The organism is Variovorax sp. RO1 (assembly GCF_002849325.1).
GTDB lineage: Bacteria > Pseudomonadota > Gammaproteobacteria > Burkholderiales > Burkholderiaceae_C > Variovorax.
Map to the genome: position 1 here is coordinate 1757160 of NZ_PKMT01000001.1, position 22370 is coordinate 1779529.

The 22370-nt window shown below is 65.4% G+C and carries 23 protein-coding genes and 1 tRNA gene; 23 read left to right on the forward strand and 1 reads right to left on the reverse strand.

Annotated elements, in window-relative coordinates; translation table 11 throughout:
- Window position 1: 1 nt before the first annotated feature.
- The 21 genes from CY658_RS08485 to CY658_RS08585 all read left to right on the forward strand — a co-directional run bounded on the left by CY658_RS08485 (window position 2) and on the right by CY658_RS08585 (window position 18450).
- Window positions 2–1000 (forward strand): NAD(P)H-quinone oxidoreductase, encoded by a 999-nt coding sequence (locus CY658_RS08485; protein ID WP_101489699.1) that lies wholly within the window; start codon window positions 2–4, stop codon window positions 998–1000.
- 13 nt (window positions 1001–1013) lie between these two features.
- Window positions 1014–1778: a triose-phosphate isomerase gene (gene tpiA / locus CY658_RS08490; protein ID WP_101489700.1), complete on the forward strand. Its 765-nt coding sequence runs from the start codon at window positions 1014–1016 to the stop codon at window positions 1776–1778.
- Window positions 1779–1816: 38 nt separating this feature from the next.
- A complete protein-coding gene (gene secG / locus CY658_RS08495) occupies window positions 1817–2227 on the forward strand; it encodes a preprotein translocase subunit SecG (protein WP_101489701.1) in 411 nt (136 codons plus the stop codon).
- Between the two features lie 119 nt (window positions 2228–2346).
- Window positions 2347–2431 (forward strand) — tRNA-Leu (locus CY658_RS08500).
- Window positions 2432–2498: 67 nt separating this feature from the next.
- Window positions 2499–2858: an NADH-quinone oxidoreductase subunit A gene (locus CY658_RS08505; RefSeq protein ID WP_099791025.1), complete on the forward strand. Its 360-nt coding sequence runs from the start codon at window positions 2499–2501 to the stop codon at window positions 2856–2858.
- A gap of 15 nt (window positions 2859–2873) precedes the next feature.
- Window positions 2874–3353, forward strand: a complete 480-nt coding sequence (locus CY658_RS08510) for a NuoB/complex I 20 kDa subunit family protein (protein WP_007837763.1) — start codon at window positions 2874–2876, stop codon at window positions 3351–3353.
- A gap of 13 nt (window positions 3354–3366) precedes the next feature.
- Window positions 3367–3978 (forward strand): NADH-quinone oxidoreductase subunit C, encoded by a 612-nt coding sequence (locus tag CY658_RS08515; RefSeq protein WP_101489702.1) that lies wholly within the window; start codon window positions 3367–3369, stop codon window positions 3976–3978.
- A 5-nt stretch (window positions 3979–3983) separates the two neighbouring features.
- On the forward strand, window positions 3984–5237 hold the full coding sequence (locus CY658_RS08520; RefSeq protein ID WP_101489703.1) for an NADH-quinone oxidoreductase subunit D: 1254 nt from the start codon (window positions 3984–3986) through the stop codon (window positions 5235–5237).
- 10 nt (window positions 5238–5247) lie between these two features.
- The gene (locus CY658_RS08525) at window positions 5248–5790 is read left to right on the forward strand and encodes an NADH-quinone oxidoreductase subunit NuoE family protein (protein WP_101489704.1); all 543 of its coding nucleotides are present in this window, start codon (window positions 5248–5250) and stop codon (window positions 5788–5790) included.
- Window positions 5790–7130, forward strand: a complete 1341-nt coding sequence (gene nuoF / locus CY658_RS08530) for an NADH-quinone oxidoreductase subunit NuoF (RefSeq protein ID WP_101489705.1) — start codon at window positions 5790–5792, stop codon at window positions 7128–7130. The genes CY658_RS08525 and nuoF overlap by 1 nt, the downstream gene beginning before the upstream one ends.
- A gap of 20 nt (window positions 7131–7150) precedes the next feature.
- The gene (nuoG, locus tag CY658_RS08535) at window positions 7151–9322 is read left to right on the forward strand and encodes an NADH-quinone oxidoreductase subunit NuoG (RefSeq protein WP_101489706.1); all 2172 of its coding nucleotides are present in this window, start codon (window positions 7151–7153) and stop codon (window positions 9320–9322) included.
- A complete protein-coding gene (nuoH, locus tag CY658_RS08540) occupies window positions 9319–10395 on the forward strand; it encodes an NADH-quinone oxidoreductase subunit NuoH (RefSeq protein ID WP_101489707.1) in 1077 nt (358 codons plus the stop codon). Before nuoG ends, nuoH begins: the two co-directional genes overlap by 4 nt.
- 18 nt (window positions 10396–10413) lie before the next feature.
- A complete protein-coding gene (nuoI, locus tag CY658_RS08545; RefSeq protein WP_101489708.1) occupies window positions 10414–10959 on the forward strand; it encodes an NADH-quinone oxidoreductase subunit NuoI in 546 nt (181 codons plus the stop codon).
- 37 nt (window positions 10960–10996) lie between these two features.
- Entirely contained in the window at window positions 10997–11653 is a 657-nt protein-coding gene (locus CY658_RS08550) for an NADH-quinone oxidoreductase subunit J (RefSeq protein ID WP_099791011.1), read from the forward strand.
- A complete protein-coding gene (nuoK, locus tag CY658_RS08555) occupies window positions 11650–11958 on the forward strand; it encodes an NADH-quinone oxidoreductase subunit NuoK (RefSeq protein WP_099791009.1) in 309 nt (102 codons plus the stop codon). The genes CY658_RS08550 and nuoK overlap by 4 nt, the downstream gene beginning before the upstream one ends.
- A gap of 7 nt (window positions 11959–11965) precedes the next feature.
- Window positions 11966–14017, forward strand: coding sequence for an NADH-quinone oxidoreductase subunit L (gene nuoL, locus CY658_RS08560; RefSeq protein ID WP_101489709.1), 2052 nt, complete (start codon window positions 11966–11968; stop codon window positions 14015–14017).
- A 25-nt stretch (window positions 14018–14042) separates the two neighbouring features.
- Window positions 14043–15521 (forward strand): NADH-quinone oxidoreductase subunit M, encoded by a 1479-nt coding sequence (locus tag CY658_RS08565; RefSeq protein WP_101489710.1) that lies wholly within the window; start codon window positions 14043–14045, stop codon window positions 15519–15521.
- A gap of 24 nt (window positions 15522–15545) precedes the next feature.
- Window positions 15546–17033, forward strand: a complete 1488-nt coding sequence (nuoN, locus tag CY658_RS08570) for an NADH-quinone oxidoreductase subunit NuoN (protein WP_099791003.1) — start codon at window positions 15546–15548, stop codon at window positions 17031–17033.
- 14 nt (window positions 17034–17047) lie between these two features.
- Entirely contained in the window at window positions 17048–17353 is a 306-nt protein-coding gene (locus CY658_RS08575) for a DUF2818 family protein (RefSeq protein WP_101489711.1), read from the forward strand.
- Window position 17354: 1 nt separating this feature from the next.
- Window positions 17355–17960: an NUDIX domain-containing protein gene (locus CY658_RS08580; RefSeq protein WP_101489712.1), complete on the forward strand. Its 606-nt coding sequence runs from the start codon at window positions 17355–17357 to the stop codon at window positions 17958–17960.
- Window positions 17961–17967: 7 nt separating this feature from the next.
- Window positions 17968–18450 (forward strand): DUF1178 family protein, encoded by a 483-nt coding sequence (locus CY658_RS08585; RefSeq protein WP_101489713.1) that lies wholly within the window; start codon window positions 17968–17970, stop codon window positions 18448–18450.
- A 33-nt stretch (window positions 18451–18483) separates the two neighbouring features.
- Here the strand turns inward: CY658_RS08585 and CY658_RS08590 are convergent, their stop codons facing one another.
- On the reverse strand, window positions 18484–20271 hold the full coding sequence (locus CY658_RS08590) for an ABC transporter transmembrane domain-containing protein (RefSeq protein ID WP_101489714.1): 1788 nt from the start codon (window positions 20269–20271) through the stop codon (window positions 18484–18486).
- 78 nt (window positions 20272–20349) lie between these two features.
- Here CY658_RS08590 and CY658_RS08595 point away from each other — a divergent pair, with 78 nt between their 5' ends.
- Together CY658_RS08595 and CY658_RS08600 are read left to right on the forward strand one after the other, a co-directional pair.
- Complete coding sequence (locus tag CY658_RS08595; protein WP_101489715.1) at window positions 20350–20886, forward strand: MarR family winged helix-turn-helix transcriptional regulator; 537 nt, start codon at window positions 20350–20352, stop codon at window positions 20884–20886.
- Window positions 20879–22357 (forward strand): efflux transporter outer membrane subunit, encoded by a 1479-nt coding sequence (locus CY658_RS08600; RefSeq protein ID WP_101489716.1) that lies wholly within the window; start codon window positions 20879–20881, stop codon window positions 22355–22357. The genes CY658_RS08595 and CY658_RS08600 overlap by 8 nt, the downstream gene beginning before the upstream one ends.
- Window positions 22358–22370 lie beyond the last annotated feature (13 nt).

The window sequence follows — 22370 nt, forward strand, 5'->3', positions numbered from 1 at the left end:
CATGAAAGCCATTGAGATCACTTCGTACGGCGCCCCCGAGGTGCTGCGCGTCGCTGTGCGTCCCGACCCGGTCGCCGGCGAGGGCGAGCTCCTGATCCGCGTGGCGGCCAGCGGCGTCAATCGCCCGGACGTGCTGCAGCGGATGGGGCATTACCCCGTGCCGCCGGGCGCTTCCGATCTGCCGGGCCTTGAAGTGGCCGGCGAGATCGTGTCGGGCGACGCCAAGGCGTTGGCCGATGCGGGCTTCAAGGTCGGCGACCGCGTGTGCGCGCTGGTGGCCGGTGGTGGCTACGCCGAACTGTGCGTGGCGCCTGTGGCGCAATGCCTGCCGGTGCCCAAGGGCTGGAGCGATATCGAGGCGGCCTCGCTGCCCGAAACCTTCTTCACCGTCTGGAGCAATGTGTTCGAGCGCGGCCGCCTGCAGAAGGGCGAGACCCTGCTGATCCAGGGCGGCTCGAGTGGCATCGGCGTCACGGCGATCCAGATCGCCAAGGCGCTGGGCGCGACCGTGATCGTCACGGCCGGCAGCGACGCCAAGTGCAAAGCCTGCCTGAAGCTCGGCGCCGACCACGCGATCAACTACCGCACGAGCGATTTCGTCGAAGTGGCGAAGCAGCTCACGGGCGGCAAGGGCGTGGATGTGGTGCTCGACATGGTGGCCGGCGACTACGTGGCGCGCGAGATCGAATGCCTGGCCGAAGACGGCCGGCTCGTGATCATTGCAGTGCAGGGCGGTGTGAAGAGCGAGATCAACGCGGGCCTCGTGCTGCGTCGGCGGCTCACGATCACCGGCTCGACGCTGCGTCCGCGGCCGGTGGCGTTCAAGGGCGCCATTGCCAAGGCGCTGCGCGAGAAGGTCTGGCCGCTGCTCGAAAGCGGCGCGGTCAAGCCCGTGATCCACAGCACCTATGCGGCAGCGGGTGAGCCCAGCGGCGCGGCCCAGGCGCACACCCTGATGGAATCGAACCAGCACATCGGCAAGATCGTGCTGACTTGGTGAGACGAACAACGCGATGACAACCTTCAAGAAACTGATTGCCGGCAACTGGAAGATGAATGGCGGCCTGGCCGCCAACGAGGCGCTGGTGAAGGCCCTGCAGCAAGGGCTGGCAACCAGCCCCGCGGCTTGCGGTGTTGCACTGTGTGCGCCTGCGCCGTACTTTGCCCAGCTGCAATCGCTGCTGGCGGACACGCCGTCGCTGGCGCTTGGTGCGCAGGACATCTCGGCGCATCCGCAAGGCGCGTTCACCGGCGAGCAGTCGGCGGCGATGCTGAAGGACTTCGGTGTGCGCTATGCCATCGTCGGTCATTCGGAGCGTCGCCAGTACCACGGCGAAACCGACGACGTGGTGGCGGCCAAGACGGCGGCGGCGCTGGCGAACGGCATCACGCCAATCGTCTGCGTGGGTGAGACGCTCGCACAGCGCGAAGCAGGGCAGACCGAAGAGGTCGTCAAGCGTCAGCTGGCTGCGGTGATCCATCTGAACGGCCATTGCATCAGCGAGATCGTCGTGGCCTATGAGCCGGTCTGGGCCATCGGCACGGGCAAGACGGCCTCGCCGGAGCAGGCGCAGGCGGTGCATGCCGTGCTGCGTGCGCAACTGCACCATGCGGCGAGCGAACACGCCGCGGGCATCAAGATTCTGTACGGCGGCAGCATGAACGCGGCGAATGCCGCCGAACTGCTGGCGCAGGTCGACATCGACGGCGGCCTCATCGGTGGCGCCTCGCTCAAGGCGCCCGACTTTCTGCAGATCATTTCTGCCGCTGCACGCTGATCGCGGCAACGGCAGCCATCACTTAGGAGTAAGAACGAATGAACGTGGTCCTCAATCTTTTGGTCGGCGTGCAAATGCTGTCGGCGCTGGCCATGATCGGCCTGATCCTGATCCAGCACGGCAAGGGTGCCGACATGGGCGCGGCCTTCGGCAGCGGCAGTGCAGGCAGCCTGTTCGGTGCCAGCGGCAGTGCCAACTTCCTCTCGCGCACGACGGCCGTGCTGGCTGCGGTGTTCTTTGCTTGCACGCTGCTGCTGGCCTACTTCAGCCACGCACGTCCTGCGGGCGGTGGCAGCCTGTTGGAGCGCGCAGCCGTGGGTACGCCTGCTGCACCGGCCGCTCCTGCGACTGGCGCTGCGGGCGAAATCCCCTCTGCAGCAGCACCTGCGAAGGCCGCTTCGGCGCCCGCGGCGCCCGTTTCGGGCGCCGGTCAGATTCCGGCCAAGTAATCAGGTTGTTTTCATGCAGCCGTCTGTGAGAAACGGCTTCATTTCAGGGTAAACTCTAAATCTGTTCAGAAAGCCAAATGCCTCACCGGCACCTCATGCCATCTGGACAGTTTAAAACCGCGGTCGTGGTGAAATTGGTAGACACGCTATCTTGAGGGGGTAGTGGCGAAAGCTGTGCGAGTTCGAGTCTCGCCGACCGCACCAAATCTCACCGGCAGAAGATCTCTATCCAGAGGCTCTTCTGTCGGTGGCAAGCGGTGAAAATTTCTCGATGAACCTCGATTCCTACCTTCCCGTCCTTTTGTTCATTTTGGTCGGGGTCGGCGTAGGCGTCGCCCCGCAAGTCATCGGATACATCCTTGGGCCCAATCGGCCCAACGCTGCGAAGAACGCGCCTTACGAGTGCGGCTTCGAGGCCTTCGAGGATGCGCGCATGAAGTTCGACGTGCGCTATTACCTCGTCGCGATTCTCTTCATCCTCTTCGATCTCGAAATTGCCTTTCTCTTTCCGTGGGCCATTGCGCTCAAGGAAATCGGCGCTGTTGGCTTCTGGGCCATGATGATCTTTCTCGCCATCCTCGTCGTGGGCTTTGTCTACGAGTGGAAAAAAGGCGCGCTCGACTGGGAATGACAAGGAAGCAACACGATGGCCATTGAAGGCGTTCTCAAAGAAGGCTTCGTCACCACGACCTACGACTCGGTCGTGAACTGGGCGAAGACCGGATCTCTCTGGCCGATGACGTTCGGCCTCGCATGCTGTGCGGTCGAAATGATGCACGCGGGCGCTGCCCGCTACGACATCGACCGTTTCGGCATGTTGTTCCGCCCCAGCCCGCGTCAGTCCGATCTGATGATCGTGGCCGGCACGCTGTGCAACAAGATGGCGCCGGCGTTGCGCAAGGTTTACGACCAGATGCCCGAGCCGCGTTGGGTGCTCTCGATGGGCTCCTGCGCGAACGGCGGCGGCTACTACCACTACAGCTATTCCGTGGTGCGTGGCTGCGACCGCATCGTGCCGGTCGACGTCTACGTGCCGGGTTGCCCGCCCACCGCTGAAGCACTGCTGTACGGCGTGATCCAGCTGCAGCAGAAGATTCGCCGCACCAACACCATTGCCCGCGCCTGAGAGATTGCCGACGATGACTGACTTTGCAATTTCGCCGGAGGTGCTGCGCGCCACGATCGCCGAGGCTCTCGGCGCCAAGGCCAAGAGCGTGACGCTCGCGCTCGAAGAAGTGACCGTCGTGGTCAGCGCCGCCGACTACATCGATGTGGCACGGCTGCTGCGCGATGCGCCCGGCTGCCGTTTCGAACAGCTGATCGACCTCTGCGGCATGGACTATTCCGACTACCGCGAAGGCGAGTGGCAGGGCGAGCGCTACTGCGTCGTCTCGCACCTGCTTTCCGTGAGCCTCAACCAGCGCGTGCGCCTGAAGGTGTTCGCGCCGAATGAAGACCTGCCCGTGGTCGATTCGCTCCAGCCCGTCTGGAGCGCCGCCACCTGGTTCGAGCGCGAAGCCTTCGATCTGTACGGCATCGTGTTCGACGGCCACGACGACCTGCGCCGCATCCTGACCGACTACGGCTTCATCGGCCACCCGTTCCGCAAGGACTTCCCGGTGTCGGGGCACGTCGAAATGCGCTACGACGAAGAGCAGAAGCGCGTGGTCTACCAGCCGGTCTCGATCGAGCCGCGCGAAATCACGCCGCGCGTGATCCGCGAAGACAACTACGGCGGCGGTTTGCACTGACAGATATGGCCGAAATCAAGAACTACACACTCAACTTCGGTCCCCAGCACCCCGCAGCACACGGCGTGCTGCGCCTGGTGCTCGAGCTGGACGGCGAAGTGATCCAGCGTGCCGACCCCCACATCGGCCTGCTGCACCGCGCGACCGAGAAGCTCGCCGAATCGCGCACCTTCATCCAGTCGCTGCCCTACATGGACCGCCTCGACTACGTGTCGATGATGTCCAACGAGCACGCCTACTGCCTCGCCATCGAGCGGATGATGGGCCTGGATGTGCCGATCCGCGCGCAGTACATCCGCGTGATGTTCGCCGAGATCACCCGCCTGCTGAACCACCTGTTGTGGCTGGGTGCGCACGGTCTCGACTGCGGTGCGATGAACATGCTCATCTACTGCTTCCGCGAGCGTGAAGACCTGTTCGACATGTACGAGGCCGTGTCCGGCGCGCGCATGCACGCGGCGTACTTCCGTCCGGGCGGCGTCTACCGCGACCTGCCGGATTCGATGCCGCAGTACAAGGTCAGCAAGATCAAGAACGCGAAGGCGATCGAGCGCCTGAACGAGAACCGCCAGGGTTCGCTGCTCGACTTCATCGACGACTTCTGCAAGCGCTTCCCGAAGATGGTCGACGAGTACGAGACGCTGCTCACCGACAACCGCATCTGGAAGCAGCGCACCGTAGGCATCGGCGTGGTCACGCCGGAGCGCGCGCTGAACCTCGGTTTCACCGGCCCGATGCTGCGTGGCTCGGGCGTCGAATGGGACCTGCGCAAGAAGCAGCCCTACGACGTCTACGACCAGATGCTGTTCGACGTGCCCGTGGGCAAGACCGGCGACTGCTACGACCGCTACCTCGTGCGTGTGGAAGAAATGCGCCAGGCCAACAAGATCATCCAGCAGTGCTCGGCATGGCTGCGTGTGAATCAAGGCCCGGTCATCACCGACAACCACAAGGTCGCCGCGCCTGCGCGCGAATCGATGAAGGCGAACATGGAGGAGCTGATCCACCATTTCAAGCTCTTCACCGAAGGCTTCCACGTGCCCGAAGGCGAAGCGTATGCCGCCGTCGAGCACCCCAAGGGCGAGTTCGGCATCTATCTCGTGAGCGACGGCGCCAACAAGCCGTACCGCCTGAAGATCCGCGCCCCGGGCTTCCCGCACCTCGCTGCCCTCGACGAAATGTCGCGCGGCCACATGATCGCCGACGCTGTCGCGGTGATCGGCACGATGGACATCGTGTTCGGCGAAATCGACAGGTGAGAAAGAGCGAATGACGACTTCCTCAACCCATCACCATGACGCGGTGCCTTCGGCGCCGTTGAAGGCCGCCATCCTCGAGCGCTTTGCGCGCGAGGTCGCGAAGTACCCCGAAGCCGGAAAGCAGTCGGCCGTGATGGCCTGCCTCGCCATCGTCCAGCAGGACGAAGGCTTCGTGAGCGTGCAGCGCGAGCGCGAGATCGCCGCCTACCTCGGCATGGCGCCCATCGCCGTGCACGAAGTGACGACCTTCTACAACATGTACAACCAGCATCCGGTGGGCAAGTTCAAGCTCAACGTGTGCACCAACCTGCCGTGCCAGCTGCGCGATGGTGTGACCGCGCTGGTTCATCTCGAGAAGAAGCTCGGCATCAAGATGGGCGAGACCACGCCCGACGGCCTGTTCACGCTGCAGCAGAGCGAATGCCTCGGCGCCTGCGCCGATTCGCCCGTGATGCTGGTCAACGACCGCACCATGTGCAGCTTCATGAGCAACGACAAGCTCGACCAGCTCATCGACGGTTTGCGCAGTGCCAAGCCAGGGGAGGCTTCGTGATGACGCCCGAACAGGTTCTCTCGCAATTCCAGGCCACCGGTGTCCAGACCTGCTTCCATGACCGCCACATCGGCGCTCAGATCTATGCAGGCCTCGACGGCACCAACTGGCATCTGGCCGACTACGAAGCGCGCGGCGGCTACCAGGCGCTGCGCAAGATCCTCACCGAGGGCCTCACGCCCGACCAGGTGATCGCCGAAGTGAAGGCTTCGGGCCTGCGTGGCCGTGGCGGCGCGGGCTTCCCGACCGGCCTGAAGTGGAGCTTCATGCCCCGCCAGTTCCCGGGCCAGAAGTACCTCGTCTGCAATTCGGACGAAGGCGAGCCCGGCACGTGCAAGGACCGCGACATCCTGCAGTTCAACCCGCACATCGTGATCGAAGGCATGGCCATCGCCGCGTATGCGATGGGCATCAGCGTGGGCTACAACTACATCCACGGCGAGATCTTCCAGAGCTACGACCGCTTCGAGTCCGCCCTCGAAGAGGCGCGAGCCGCCGGCTACCTCGGCGACAAGATCATGGGCAGCACGTACAACTTCCAGTTGCACGCCGCCCACGGCTTCGGTGCCTACATCTGCGGCGAAGAGACCGCGCTGCTCGAATCGCTCGAAGGCAAGAAGGGCCAGCCGCGCTTCAAGCCGCCGTTTCCGGCGAGCTTCGGCCTGTACGGCAAGCCGACCACCATCAACAACACCGAGACCTTCGCGGCGGTGCCCTGGATCATCCGCAACGGCGGTCCGGCCTACCTCGAGTGCGGCAAGCCGAACAACGGCGGCACCAAGATCTACTCGGTGAGCGGTGACGTCGAGCTGCCCGGCAACTACGAAGTGCCGATGGGCACGCCGTTCTCCAAGCTGCTCGAACTGGCCGGCGGCGTGCGCAAGGGCCGCACGCTCAAGGCCGTGATTCCCGGCGGCTCGTCGTCCCCGGTGCTGCCGGCCGACATCATGATGGCCTGCACCATGGACTACGACTCCATCGCCAAGGCTGGCTCCATGCTGGGCTCGGGCGCGGTGATCGTCATGGACGACAGCCGCTCGATGGTCGAGTCGCTCAAGCGCCTCTCGTACTTCTACATGCACGAGTCCTGCGGCCAGTGCACCCCCTGCCGCGAAGGCACGGGCTGGCTCTACCGCGTGGTGGACCGCATCCACAACGGACAGGGCAAGCCCAGCGACATGCAGCTGCTGGACTCCGTGGCCGGCGACATCATGGGCCGCACCATCTGTGCGCTCGGCGATGCGGCGGCCATGCCCGTGCGCGCCATGATCAAGCACTTCCGCCATGAGTTCGAGGCCCTGATTCCGGGCCACGTCCCGACGGCGCCCGTCAAGGCCTGAGTGCGAGAAGAAACACAGACATGATCGAAATCGAACTCGACGGCAAGAAGGTCGAAGTGACCGAAGGCAGCATGGTGATGCATGCGGCCGAAAAGGCGGGCACCTACATTCCGCACTTCTGCTATCACAAGAAACTCAGCATCGCGGCCAACTGCCGCATGTGCCTGGTCGACGTGGAAAAGGCGCCCAAGCCGATGCCGGCCTGCGCCACGCCCGTCACGCAGGGCATGATCGTTCGCACCAAGAGCGACAAGGCCATCAAGGCCCAGCAGTCCGTCATGGAGTTCCTGCTGATCAACCACCCGCTCGACTGCCCCATCTGCGACCAGGGCGGTGAATGCCAGTTGCAGGATCTGGCCGTGGGCTACGGCGGTTCTTCTTCGCGTTACGAAGAAGAAAAGCGCGTCGTGTTCCACAAGGACGTCGGCCCGCTGATCAGCATGGAAGAAATGAGCCGCTGCATCCACTGCACGCGCTGCGTCCGTTTCGGCCAGGAAGTGGCCGGCGTGATGGAGCTCGGCATGTCGCACCGCGGCGAGCACTCCGAAATCGAAACCTTCCTCGGCGACTCGGTCGACTCCGAGCTGTCGGGCAACATGATCGACATCTGCCCGGTCGGCGCGCTCACGAGCAAGCCGTTCCGCTACAGCGCCCGCACCTGGGAACTGTCGCGCCGCAAGTCAGTGAGCCCGCACGACTCCACCGGTGCCAACCTGATCGTCCAGGTCAAGAACAACCGCGTGATGCGCGTGGTGCCGCTCGAGAACGAAGACGTCAACGAATGCTGGATCGCCGACCGCGACCGCTTCTCGTACGAAGCGCTCAACGGCACGGAACGCCTGACGCAGCCCATGCTGAAGCAGGGCGGCCAGTGGCAGCAGGTCGACTGGCAGACGGCGCTCGAATACGTCGCCAACGGCCTCAAGCAGATCAAGACCGACCACGGTGCGCAAAGCATCGGCACGCTGGTCAGCCCGCACAGCACGCTCGAAGAGCTGCAGCTCGCCGCCATGCTCACGCGTGAACTCGGCAGCGACAACATCGACTACCGCCTGCGCAACGCCGAGTTCTCGGCCTTCGAAGGCGTGCGCTGGCTCGGCACCTCGATCGCCTCGCTCACGCAAGTGCAGCGCGCGCTGGTCGTCGGCTCCAACCTGCGCAAGGAACACCCGCTGTTCGCGCAGCGCATCCGCCAGGCCGTGCGCAAGGGCGCCGCGCTGTCGGTGATCACCTCGTCCAGCCTCATGGCCGACCGCGGTGCCTGGGCCATCGACGTGGCGCAAGCATCGATCGTCGAAGCCGACCAGTGGGTCGAGGCGCTGGCCGCAGTCGCCGCTGCCATCGCCCAGACCAATGGCGCTGCCGCACCGCTGGCACCGAAGAACGCGCCCGACGCGGCCGCGCAAGCCATCGCAGCCTCGCTGCTGAGCGGCGAACGCAAGGCGATCCTGCTCGGCAATGCCGCCGCGCACCACGCGCAAGCCAGCAGCCTGCTGGCCCTCGCGAACTGGATCGGCGCACAGACCGGCGCCACCGTCGGCTACCTGACCGAAGCGGGCAACACCGTGGGCGCACAGCTCGTGGGCGCCTTCCCGCAGAACGGCGGCCTCGATGCCGGCCGCATGCTCGCCGCCGGCTCCGGCCTCAAGGCCGTGCTGCTGCTGAACACCGAGCCGGTGTTCGACTCGGCCGCCGGCGCTGCCGCCGCCGATGTCATCGGCAATGCGCAGATGGTGGTCACGCTGAGCCCCTTCAAGGCCAACCTCGCGTTCAGCGACGTGCTGCTGCCCATCGCCCCGTTCACCGAAACGCCCGGCACCTTCGTCAATGCCGAAGGCCGCCTGCAAGGTTTCCATGCCGTCGTGAAGCCGCAAGGCGAAACGCGTCCGGCGTGGAAGGTGCTGCGCGTGCTGGCGAACCTGCTCGGCCTGCCGGGCTTCGCCTTCGAATCGACCGCCGAGGTGCTCGCCACCGTGGGTGACAAGGGCACCGTGCCGGCGAACGCGCTGAGCAATGCCACGTCCGCCAAGGCCGTCGCGGTTAGCGGCGCCGTGGCCGCACCCGTGGTCGCGAGCATCTACCAGCTCGACTCGATCGTGCGTCGCGCACCATCGCTGCAACTGACGGCCGACGCGCGCAACGCATCGACCGCACCGGGTGCGCCGGCTCAGGCCGAGGAGGCACTGGCATGATCGATTCCATTCATGGCTTCGGCCTGGGGCTGGTTGCCGCAGGCTGGTGGACCGCCGTTGTCTGGCCGGTGATCTGGACGCTGATCAAGATCATCGTCGTCGTGATTCCGCTGATGGGTGCCGTGGCGTACCTCACGCTGTGGGAACGCAAGGCCATCGGCTTCACGCAGATCCGCGTGGGCCCGAACCGCACCGGGCCGCTGGGCCTGCTGCAGCCGATCGCCGACGCGCTCAAGCTGATGACCAAGGAAATCATCCTTCCGACGGTCGCCAACAAGGGCTTGTTCCTGCTCGGCCCGATCATGACCATCATGCCGGCGCTCGCCGCATGGGCCGTGATTCCCTTCGGCCCTGATGTGGCGCTGGCCAACATCAACGCCGGCCTGCTGTTCGTGATGGCCATCACCTCGCTCGAGGTGTACGGCGTGATCATCGCCGGCTGGGCCTCGAACTCGAAGTACGCCTTCCTGGGTGCGCTGCGTGCCTCGGCACAGATGGTGAGCTACGAAATCGCGATGGGCTTCTGCTTCGTCGTGGTGCTGATGGTCACCGGCAGCCTGAACATGTCCGACATCGTGACGGTGCAGGGCAAGGGCATGTTCCAGGACCTGGGCATCGGCTTCCTGTCGTGGAACTGGCTGCCGCTGCTGCCGATCTTCGTCGTCTACTTCATCTCGGGCCTGGCCGAAACCAACCGTCACCCGTTCGACGTGGTGGAAGGCGAGTCCGAAATCGTGGCCGGCCACATGATCGAGTACTCGGGCATGAGCTTCGCGATGTTCTTCCTGGCCGAGTACGCCAACATGTGGCTGGTCTCGATCCTGACCGTCATCCTGTTCCTCGGCGGATGGCTGCCGCCGTTCGAGTTCCTGAGCTTCATTCCGGGCTGGATCTGGCTGGGCCTCAAGACCTTCTGCGTGGTCACCATGTTCCTGTGGGTGCGCTCGACGTTCCCTCGCTTCCGTTACGACCAGATCATGCGTCTGGGCTGGAAGATCTTCATTCCCGTCACCCTGGTGTGGCTGGTCGTGGTCGGTGGCTGGATGCAGACGCCGTTCAACATCTGGAAATAAGCAGGAAGCGACGACATCATGACTGCTTCACATACCGCCGGGGGACTCTCGCGCTCCTCCAAGCTGGCCTCCGCCCCGTTCTCGCTCAAGGACTTCCTGGGCAGCTTCATGCTGTTCGAGCTGTTCAAGGGCCTGGCCATCACGGGCAAGTACGCGTTCGCGCGCAAGATCACCGTTCAGTTCCCCGAAGAGAAGACGCCGCTGTCGCCGCGCTTCCGCGGCCTGCACGCGCTGCGCCGCTACGAGAACGGCGAAGAGCGCTGCATCGCCTGCAAGCTGTGCGAGGCCGTGTGCCCCGCGCTGGCCATCACCATCGAATCCGACGTGCGTGACGACGGCTCGCGCCGCACCACGCGCTACGACATCGACCTGACCAAGTGCATCTTCTGCGGCTTCTGCGAAGAGAGCTGCCCGGTCGATTCGATCGTCGAGACGCACATCTTCGAATACCACGGCGAAAAACGCGGCGACCTGTACTTCACCAAGGACATGCTGCTGGCCGTGGGCGACCGCTACGAAAAAGAAATCGCGGCGAACAAGGCGGCCGACGCCAAGTACCGCTGAGCCGGCTCCGCTCGAAACCCGTACCAATCGAATTCCAATGGACGTCAAGACCGGTCTGTTCTATCTCTTTGCCGCGGTGCTGCTGTTTGCAGCCTTCCGCGTCATCACTTCCCGCAACCCCGTGTACGCCGCGCTGTACCTGGTGCTGGCTTTCTTCCAGGCCTCGGCCATCTGGCTGCTGCTGCGTGCCGAGTTCCTCGCGATCGCACTGGTGCTCGTGTACGTCGGCGCCGTGATGGTGCTCTTCCTGTTCGTCGTGATGATGCTGGACATCGACGTCGACGGCCTGCGAGAGGGCTTCTGGAAGCATTTCCCGCTGGCCGCAGGCGTGGGCGCGCTCATTGCGCTCGAAATGGCGGCCGTGCTCATGGGCGGCTTCCGCCTGGGCGAAGGCCCGCGCGCCATGGCGACGACCTCGCCCAACAGCTCGAACACGCTCGAGCTCGGCAAGCTGCTGTATTCCGAATACCTCTATCCGCTGGAAATCGCCGCGGTCATCCTGCTGGTGGCCATCATTGCCGCCATTGCACTGACGCTGCGCACCCGCAAGGACAGCAAGTACGTCAACCCGTCGGACCAGGTGCGCGTGAAGGCGCGTGACCGCGTGCGCATCGTGCAGATGCCCGTCACGCGTGCGGCCGAGCCGGTGGTTGAGGCCCCGGCAGCGGATGCTGCAAAGGAAAACAAGGCATGACGATCACGCTCGGACACTTTCTCTCGCTCGGCGCGATGCTCTTCGCGCTGTCGGTGATCGGCATCTTCCTGAACCGCAAGAACCTGATCGTGCTGCTCATGGCCATCGAGCTGATGCTGCTCGCGGTCAACATGAACTTCGTGGCCTTCTCGCACTACCTGGGCGACATGCACGGCCAGATCTTCGTGTTCTTCATCCTGACGGTGGCGGCGGCCGAATCGGCCATCGGCCTCGCGTTGCTGGTCCTGTTGTTCCGCAACAAGTCGAGCATCAACGTCGACGAACTCAACTCGCTCAAGGGTTGACAGCAGTATGAGCGCAACCCTTTCCGCATCCACCTTGCTGGCCGTGCCGCTGGCACCCCTGGTCGGCGCCGCACTTGCCGGCCTGTTCGGCACGAAGTTCGGCGGCAACCACATCGGCCGCAAGGTCACGCATTCGCTGACCATCCTGGGCGTGTTCGTCGCCTTCGTGATCTCGGCGCTGACGCTGAAGTCGGTCATCGTCGACGGTGCCCGCTTCAACCAGACGCTCTACGAGTGGATGATCGTCGGCGGCCTGAAGATGGAAGTCGGCTTCCTGGTCGACGGCCTCACGGCCATGATGATGTGCGTCGTGACCTTCGTGTCACTGATGGTCCACATCTACACCATCGGCTACATGGAAGAAGACGACGGCTACAACCGCTTCTTCTCGTACATCTCGCTCTTTACCTTCTCGATGCTGATGCTCGTCATGAGCAACAACATGCTCCAGCTGTTCTTCGGCTGGGAAGCGGTGGGCCTGGTGTCGTACCTGCTGATCGGCTTCTGGTTCAACAAGCCCACGGCCATCTTCGCGAACATGAAGGCCTTCCTGGTCAACCGCGTGGGCGACTTCGGCTTCATCCTGGGCATCGGCCTGATTGCCGCCTATGCAGGCACGCTGAACTACACCGAAGCCTTCGCCAAGGCCAACATGCTGGCCGGCATCACCTTCCCGGGCACCGAGTGGATGCTCATCACGGTGATCTGCATCTGCCTGTTCATCGGCGCGATGGGCAAGAGCGCCCAGTTCCCGCTGCACGTGTGGCTGCCCGACTCGATGGAAGGCCCGACCCCCATCTCGGCGCTGATCCACGCGGCGACCATGGTGACGGCCGGCATCTTCATGGTGGCGCGCATGTCGCCGCTGTTCGAGCTGAGCGACACGGCCCTGAGCTTCATCCTCGTGATCGGTGCCATCACCGCGCTGTTCATGGGCTTCCTGGGCATCATCCAGAACGACATCAAGCGCGTGGTCGCGTACTCGACGCTCTCGCAGCTCGGCTACATGACGGTGGCGCTCGGTGCCTCGGCCTACTCGGTCGCGGTGTTCCACCTGATGACGCACGCCTTCTTCAAGGCGCTGCTGTTCCTCGGCGCGGGCTCGGTGATCATCGGCATGCACCACAACCAGGACATCCGCTGGATGGGCGGCGTGCGCAAGTACATGCCCATCACCTGGATCACCTCGCTGCTGGGGTCGCTCGCGCTCATCGGTACGCCGCTTTTCTCGGGCTTCTACTCGAAGGACAGCATCATCGAGGCCGTGCACGAAAGCCACCTGTGGGGCGCGCAGTTCGCCTACTACGCGGTGCTGGCCGGCGTGTTCGTGACGGCGTTCTACTCGTTCCGCATGTACTTCCTGGTCTTCCACGGCAAGGAACGCTACGACCAGAACCCCGATGCGCACCATGACGACCATGCGCACGATGCCCATGGTCACGACGATCACGGCCATGGCCATGGCCACGATGCCCACAAGCCGCACGAATCGCCGATGGTGGTCTGGCTGCCGCTGGTGCTGCTGGCGATCCCCTCGGTGGTGATCGGCTTCATGACCATCGACCCGATGCTGTTCGGCAGCTTCTTCAAGGACGCGATCTTTGTCGATGGTGCCAAGCACCACGCGATGGGCGAGCTGAAGGAAGCTTTCCACGGCCCGGTCGCCATGGCGATCCACGGCCTGCAGACCGCACCGTTCTGGCTGGCGCTGGCCGGCGTGGCGCTCTCGTACTACATGTACATGATGAACCCGGCGCTGCCGGCCGCCATCAAGCGGACGTTCGGCCCGGTCTACCGTCTGCTCGAGAACAAGTACTACATGGACTGGTTCAACGAGAACGTCATTGCCCGCGGTACCCGCATGCTCGGTACCGGCCTGTGGAAGGGCGGTGACCAAGGCCTGATCGACGGCACGATCGTCAACGGGTCCTGGAAGGTGGTGGGGCGCGTCGCAGGTGTCATCCGCTGGCTGCAGACGGGCTTCATCTACCACTACGCCTTTGCGATGCTGCTGGGCATCTTCATCCTGATGACGTACTTCGTCTGGTTCAAACGTTGAGCCCGAACGCTGGAGAAAAAGAAAAATGGGTTTGTTGAGCCTTGCCATCTGGGTGCCGATCGCATTCGGCGCCGCGCTGCTGGCGTTTGGCCGCGACGAGCACGCCAAGGGCGTGCGCTGGGTCGCGCTCGTCGGTGCCATCGTGAGCTTCCTGGTCACGGTGCCGCTGTTCATGCGCTTCCAGAACGGAACCGCCGCGATGCAGTTCGTCGAGAAGACGAGCTGGATCTCGCGCTTCAACGTCAACTACCACCTGGGCATCGACGGCATGTCGCTGTGGCTGGTGCTGCTGACCTCGTTCATCACGGTCGTGGTCGTGATCTCGGCCTGGGAAGTGATCACCGAGCGCGTGAACCAGTACATGGGCGCGTTCTTGATCCTGTCGGGTTTCATGATCGGCGTGTTCTCCGCGCTCGACGGCATCCTGTTCTACGTGTTCTTCGAAGCCACGCTGATCCCGATGTACCTGATCATCGGCATCTGGGGCGGCCCGAACAAGATCTACGCGGCGTTCAAGTTCTTCCTGTACACGCTGCTCGGCTCGCTGATGATGCTGGTCGCGCTGATCTTCCTGTACAACAAGTCGGGCGGCAGCTTCGACATCCTGAGCTGGCACAAGCTGCCACTGGGTTCGACCGCGCAGACCTTCCTGTTCTTCGCTTTCTTCGCGGCCTTCGCCGTCAAGGTGCCGATGTGGCCGGTCCACACCTGGCTGCCCGACGTGCACGTCGAGGCCCCCACGGGCGGTTCGGCCGTGCTGGCCGCGGTCATGCTGAAGCTCGGTGCCTACGGTTTCCTGCGCTTCTCGATGCCCATCGCGCCTGACGCTTCGCACGAATGGGCGTGGCTCATGATCGCGCTGTCGCTCATTGCCGTGATCTACGTGGGCCTCGTTGCGCTGGTGCAGCAGGACATGAAGAAGCTGGTGGCGTACTCGTCGGTCGCTCACATGGGCTTCGTGACGCTGGGCTTCTTCATCTTCAACGAGCTCGGCGTGTCCGGCGGCATCGTGCAGATGATTGCCCACGGCTTCGTCTCGGGCGCGATGTTCCTGGGCATCGGCGTGCTGTACGACCGCGTGCACTCGCGCCAGATCGCCGACTACGGCGGCGTGGTCAACACCATGCCCAAGTTCGCCGCGTTCGCGCTGCTGTTCGCCATGGCCAACTGCGGCCTGCCGGGCACCGCCGGTTTCGTGGGCGAGTGGATGGTGATCCTGGGCGCCGTGAAGGCCAACTTCTGGATCGGTCTTGGCGCTGCCACCGCACTGATCTTCGGTGCCGCCTACACCCTGTGGATGTACAAGCGCGTGTACCTGGGCCCGGTCGCCAACGACCACGTCAAGGAACTGAAGGACATCAACGCCCGCGAGTTCCTGATGCTGTCGCTGCTGGCGATCGCGGTGCTCTGGATGGGCCTGTACCCGAAGCCTTTCACCGACGCGATGGATGCCTCCGTCGTCGAGCTTCTGCGCCACGTGGCGATTTCGAAGCTGCCCGTCTGATGCCACGCTGAAGAAGAGAACGAGATGATTGACAAACTCAGCTGGGTGACGATCTACCCCGAAATCGTGTTGCTGGTCATGGCCTGCATCATTGCGCTGGTCGACCTGTCGGACACGAGCCCGCGCCGCACTCGCACCTACATCCTGACGCTGCTCACGCTGGCGGCCGTGGCTGTGCTCACGGGCCTGGCCGCTGTCGGCGGCAAGACCGCCTACGGCTTCGGCGGCATGGTGGTGAGCGACTCGATGGGCAACTGGCTCAAGTGCTTCGCCTCGCTCGCCCTGATGGTGACGCTGGTCTACGGCCGTCCCTACGCGGCCGACCGCGAGATGCTGCGCGGCGGCGAGTTGTTCACGATCAGCATGCTGGCGCTGCTGGGCATGTTCGTGATGATCGGTGGCAGCAACTTCCTGCTGATCTACCTCGGCCTCGAATTGCTCACACTGTCGAGCTACGCGCTCGTGGCCCTGCGCCGCGACAACGCGGTGGCCAGCGAAGCCGCCATGAAGTACTTCGTGCTCGGCGCCATGGCCAGCGGCTTCCTGCTGTACGGCCTGTCGATGATGTACGGCGCGACCGGCTCGCTCGACCTGAACGAAGTCTTCAAGGCGATCTCGACCGGCAAGGTGAACCACCAGGTGCTGGTGTTCGGCCTGGTCTTCATCGTGGCGGGCCTGGCCTTCAAGGTCGGTGCTGCACCGTTCCACATGTGGGTGCCCGACGTCTACCAGGGCGCGCCGACGGCGGTCACGCTGCTGATCGGTGCCGCGCCCGAGCTGGCTGCCTTCGGCATCATCATCCGCCTCTTGGTTGACGGCCTGCAGCCCCTGGCCATCGACTGGCAGCAGATGCTCGCCGTGTTGGCGATCGCCTCGCTGGTGATCGGCAACCTGGCCGCCATTGCGCAGAGCAACCTCAAGCGCATGCTGGCCTACTCGACCATCGCGCAGATGGGCTTCATGCTGCTGGGCCTGGTGGCAGGTTCCGACCAGCAGGGCACGCAGAACGCGCAGGCCGCCTACAGCGCCTCGATGTTCTACGTCATCACCTACGTGCTGACCACGCTGGCGAGCTTCGGCATCATCCTGCTGCTGGCGCGCGAAGGCTTCGAAAGCGAAGAGATCACCGACCTGGCCGGCCTCAACCAGCGCAGCCCGCTTTACGCCGGCGTGATGGCCATCGCGATGTTCTCGCTGGCCGGCCTGCCGCCGCTGGTCGGCTTCTACGCGAAGCTGGCTGTGCTGCAGGCGCTGATCGCCTCGGGTGCCGCCATCTACATCGGCCTGGCGGTGTTCGCCGTGATCATGTCGCTGATCGGCGCCTTCTACTACCTGCGCGTGGTCAAGGTCATGTACTTCGACGCGCCTGTCACGGCGACCACCGTGTCGGCCTCGTTCGACGTGCGCACCGTGCTCACGATCAACGGCGCGCTGATCCTGATTCTTGGCGTGCTGCCCGGCGGTCTGATGACGCTGTGCTACGACGCCATCGCGGCCACGCTGGCCCACTGACGCGGCCCGCACAGGTGTCGCAAACCGCATCGGTCTGGGTGGTGCTGCTGGTGGCCCTGGCGGCCGCCAACCTGCCGTTCCTGAATGAGCGCCTGTTCGGAGCGGTGCCGCTGTCGGCCAAGCACAAGTCGCTCGCCATCCGCTTCGGCGAACTGGTGGTGCTGTACTTCATTGCCGGCGGCATCGGCCTGCTGTTCGAACGCAGGGCAGGGCAGATCGCGCCCCAGGGCTGGGAGTTCTACGCGGTGACGGCCTCGCTGTTCGTCGTGCTGGCCTTCCCGGGATTCACCTGGCGCTACCTGATGAAGCACAGGCACTGACATGACTTCTCCCATCGCCGATTCGCATCTGAAGGAAGCGCTCGTCAGCAGCGAAGAGCTCTTCAAGGGCAAGTTCCTGCACGCCAAGCGAGACACCATCCGCCTGCCCGACGGCCACAGCGCGACGCGCGAGTACGTGGTGCATCCGGGTGCGGTGGTGGTGATTCCGTTGCTCGACGACGGCCGCGTGGTGCTGGAGCGCCAGTTTCGCTACCCGGTGGATCGCGTGATCGTCGAGTTTCCCGCGGGCAAGCTCGACGCCGGCGAAGATCCGCTGTTGTGCGGCCAACGCGAACTGCTCGAAGAAACCGGCTACACCGCGCGCGAATGGGCGCATGCCGGCGCCACGCACCTGGCAGTGGCGTACTCGACCGAGATCATCCACATCTACTTTGCACGCGGCCTCTCGCTGGGCGAGCGCAAGCTCGACCATGGCGAGTTTCTCGACGTGTTCACTGCCACGCCGCAGGAGCTCATTGGCTGGTGCCGCGACGGCACCGTGACCGACGCAAAGACGCTCACTTGCGCCCTGTGGCTGCAGAACGTCCTCTCGGGCGCATGGGCACTGGATTGGCAGGCCGCAGCCTCGCAAGGCGGCGCGGGATAATCCGCGCATGAAGGTCCTCGATCTCCGCTGCACGCACGGCCACGGCTTCGAGGGCTGGTTCGCGTCCAACGAGGCGTTCGACAGCCAGCTCGCAAGCGGCTTGGTCGAGTGCCCGGTCTGCGGCGACACCGCCATCGTCAAGCTGCTGAGCGCGCCGCGCCTGAACCTGAGCAACGCCAAGGCGCCGAAGGAAGAAGGGCGCGACGCGGCTCACACGCCGTCGGCGCCTGCATCGCCATCCACTCAAGTATCCGCAACCGCGACTTCACCCGAAGCCCGTTGGATGCGCGCCGTGCGTGAAGTGCTGGCCAAGACCGAAGACGTCGGCGACCGCTTCGCCGACGAGGCGCGCAGGATGCACTACGGCGAAACCGCCGAGCGCGGCATCCGAGGCCAGGCCACGCCGGAGCAGACCGAAGCATTGCTCGACGAAGGCATTCCGGTGATGGCGCTGCCGATCCCGGCGGCGCTCAAAGAAACCCTGCAGTAACCGACGGGCTCGACGAGCCCGTCCGGGGCCCGCTCAGGCCGTGAACTGCAGCGCGGCCAGCCGCGCGTACACGCCGCCTTGCGCCACCAGCGCCGCGTGCGTCCCCTGTTCGACGATGCCGCCGTGGTCCAGCACGATGATGCGGTCCGCCTTCTGCACGGTCGCCAGGCGGTGGGCGATCACGAGCGTGGTGCGGTTTTCCATCGCCGATTCCAGCGCGGCCTGCACCATGCGTTCGCTCTCGGCATCGAGCGCGCTCGTGGCTTCGTCGAGCAACAGCAGCGGCGGGTTCTTCAGGATGGCCCGCGCGATGGCGATGCGCTGGCGCTGGCCGCCCGACAGCCGCACGCCGCGTTCACCCAGGAAGGTGTCGTAGCCCTCGGGCAGGGCCTGCAGGAAGTCGTGCGCGAAGGCAGCGCGCGCCGCCGCGTGCACTTCATCGGCGCTGGCCTCGGGCCGGCCGTAGCGGATGTTCTCGAAGGCGCTGGCCGAGAAGATCACCGCGTCCTGTGGCACGAGGCCGATGCGGGTGCGCAGGTCGTGCAGGGCGAGTGCGTCCAGTGATGCGCCGTCGAGCACGATGCGGCCCGACTGCGGGTCGTAGTAGCGCAGCAGCAGCTGGAACACGGTGCTCTTGCCCGCGCCGCTCGATCCCACCAGCGCCACGGTTTCGCCTGGCGCGATGTCCAGGCTGAAGTCGCGCAGCGCCGGCGTGCCCGGCCGCGAGGGGTAGTGGAAGGTGATCGCGTCGAAGCGGATGGCGCTGCCCGCGGCGGGAACGGGTGCGACCGCCGGCCGTGCGGGTGAGGCGATGGCCGTCGGCGCGTGCAGCAGCTCCATCAGGCGCTCGGTGGCGCCGGCCGCGCGCAGCAGGTCGCCGTACACCTCGCCGAGCACCGCGGTGGCGCTCGCCAGGATCGCCACGTACACCACGGTCTGACCCAGGTGGCCGGCGGTGATGTCGCCGCGCAGCACGGCCTGCGTGCCTTCGTACAGGCCCCAGAGCAGGGCGGCCGAGGTGGCAATGATGATGAAAGCCACGAGCACCGAGCGCGCGCGCGTGCGGCGCACGGCGGTCTGAAAGGCGTTTTCAGTCGAGCTGTTGAAGCGGTCGGCCTCGCGGCCTTCGGCCGTGTAGCTCTGCACCACGGGAATCGCGTTCAGCACCTCGGCCGCGATGGCGCTCGAGTCGGCCACGCGGTCCTGGCTGGCACGCGACAGCTTGCGCACGCGGCGGCCGAACCACATGCTCGGCAGCACCACCAGCACCAGGATGCCCAGCACCTGCACCATCACATAAGGGTTGGTCCAGACCAGCACCGCCAGCGCGCCCACGCCCATGACGGCGTTGCGCAAGCCCATGCTCAGTGACGAGCCGACGACCGTCTGCACGAGCGTGGTGTCGGCCGTGAGGCGCGACAGCACCTCGCCGGTCTGCGTGGTCTCGAAGAAGGCCGGGCTCTGCTGCAGCACGTGGCCGTAGACCGCGTTGCGCAGGTCGGCCGTGACGCGCTCGCCGAGCCAGCTCACCGTATAGAAGCGCGCGGCCGAAAACAGGCCCAGTGCCACGGCCACCGCGAAGAGGGCGCCGAAGTGCTCGCGCAGCGCCATGGTCTGCGCGCCCTTGTCGGCGCTGACCAAGCCGCCGTCAATCAGGCTGCGCAGGGCGATAGGAAACGCCAGCGTCGTGACGGCCGCCATTACCAGGAAGACCCCCGCCAGGACGATCTGCACGCGGTAGGGGCGAAGGAAGGGGCGCAACCCCGACAGCGAGCGGGGCGAACCCTTGGCTGCGGAGGACGACGGAGGGGAAGAAGCCATGGGCGCGGATTCTACCGAGCCCTTGCCTTCACAAAGGTCGCCTTGACAGTAATTGCCATGGCAGCTAATATTTTCGGCATGAGCGATGCCCCCATTTCCCCGGTTCCTCCGACGCCCGACGAGGCCGTGCGCCCGCCGGCCGACTTTTATCGCGCCGAGGACTACCGCGCCGAAGAGAGCATCGGCTACCTGATGCGCCGCATCGTCACGTCCGTGGGCCAGACGGTCGGCACGCGCATGTGCGAACCCGGCAGCCCCACGTACCCGCAGTGGGTGCCGCTGTACAAGCTGCACGTCGGCGCCGCCACCACCGTGGCCGAATTGGCCCGCGCCTGCGAGCTCGACACCGGCGCCATGACGCGCCTGCTCGACCGCCTCGAAGCCAAGGGCCTGTGCCGCCGCGTGCGCTCGCTCGAAGACCGCCGCGTGGTCAACATCGAACTCACCGACGAAGGCCGTGCGGCCGCGAAGGAAGTGCCCTATGTGCTGAGCCGGGTGCAGAACGAGTACCTGGCCGGCTTCAGCCCCGAAGAATGGGAGCAGCTCAAGGATTACTTGCGCCGCATCCTCGACAACGCACAGGGCCTCGCGGCCCGTGGAGAGAAGAATGACTGAGTCTTTCGCCGTGCGCGCGCTGCGTCGCACGCCTGTCGTGGCCGCCGCGCTGGCGGTGGTCGCACTCGCCGGTTGCGCCGACATGGCCGGCATCGGCTCGCACGCCACGCTGCGCGATGCGTCCACGCTCGGCATCGCGGCCGACCCCGCGCGCGCCACCGTCCCCAGCCTCGACAGCCAGTGGTGGCAGGCCTTCGGCGACAGCCAGCTCAATGCGCTGGTCGACCAGGCCGTGGCCGGCAACCCGAACCTGCAGGTCGCGCGTGCGCGCCTCGTGCGTGCCCAGGCCTCGGCGGACATTGCCGGTGCGGCGCTGCTGCCCAAGGTCGGTGCCGACCTGAACCTGAACCGCCAGAAGTTCAACAGCAACTACATCTACCCGGCGCCGCTGGGCGGCTCGACGCAGAACATCGGCCTGCTGCAGCTCGGTGCGAGCTGGGAGCTCGACTTCTTCGGCAAGAACCGCAGCGCACTCGACACCGCCCTCGGCGCAGCCAATGCCGCCGCAGCCGACGCCGATGCCGCGCGCGTGCTGCTCGCGAGCAACGTGGCGCGCAGCTACTTCCAGTGGGCGCGCCTGAACGAACAGGTCGAAGTGGCCAAGCGCACGCTGGCCCAGCGCGACGAAACCTTCAAGCTGGTGCGCGACCGCGTCTCGGCCGGCCTCGACACGCGCCTCGAACTGCGCCAGAGCGAAGGCGGCCTGCCTGAAGCGCGCCAGCAGATCGAAGCGCTCAACGAGCAGATCGCGCTGCAGCAGCACGCGCTCGATGCACTCGTGGGCCAGCCCAACGTGTCGGCCTCGCTCAAGTCGCCGGTGCTCGCCGGCGTGAAGCCGATGGCGCTGCAGGCGAACATTCCGGCCGACTTGCTGGGCCGCCGCGCCGACATCGCCGCCGCGCGCTGGCGCGTCGAAGCGGCCACCAGCGACGTGGCCAATGCCAAGACCCAGTTCTATCCCAACGTGAACCTCACGGCCTTTGCCGGCTTCCAGAGCTTGGGGCTAGGCAAGCTGCTCAAGTCGGGCAGCGAGCAGTGGGGCGTGGGCCCGGCCATCCACCTGCCGATTTTTGAAGGCGGGCGCCTGCGCGCCAACCTGCGCGGCAAATCGGCCGACCTCGACGTGGCCATCGAAAGCTACAACGCCACCGTGCTCGACGCCGTGCGCGACGCGGCCGACCAGGTGTCGAGCGCGCAGTCGATCACGCGCCAGCAGACCGAGCAGCGCGCCGCGCAGACGGCCGCCGAAGGCGCCTACGACATTGCCGTGCAGCGCTACCGCGCGGGCCTGGGCAATTACCTCAACGTGCTGACCGCCGAAACCGCCGTGCTGGCCCAGCGCCGCCTCGCGGTCGACCTGGCGGCCCGCGCCCTCGACACGCAGGTGGGCCTGGCGCGCGCCCTGGGCGGCGGCTGGCAGCCGCCGGCCACCGCCACGGCGTCGGCGCCGACGGCCGCCACCCAGAACTGATTTGCTGATCCGC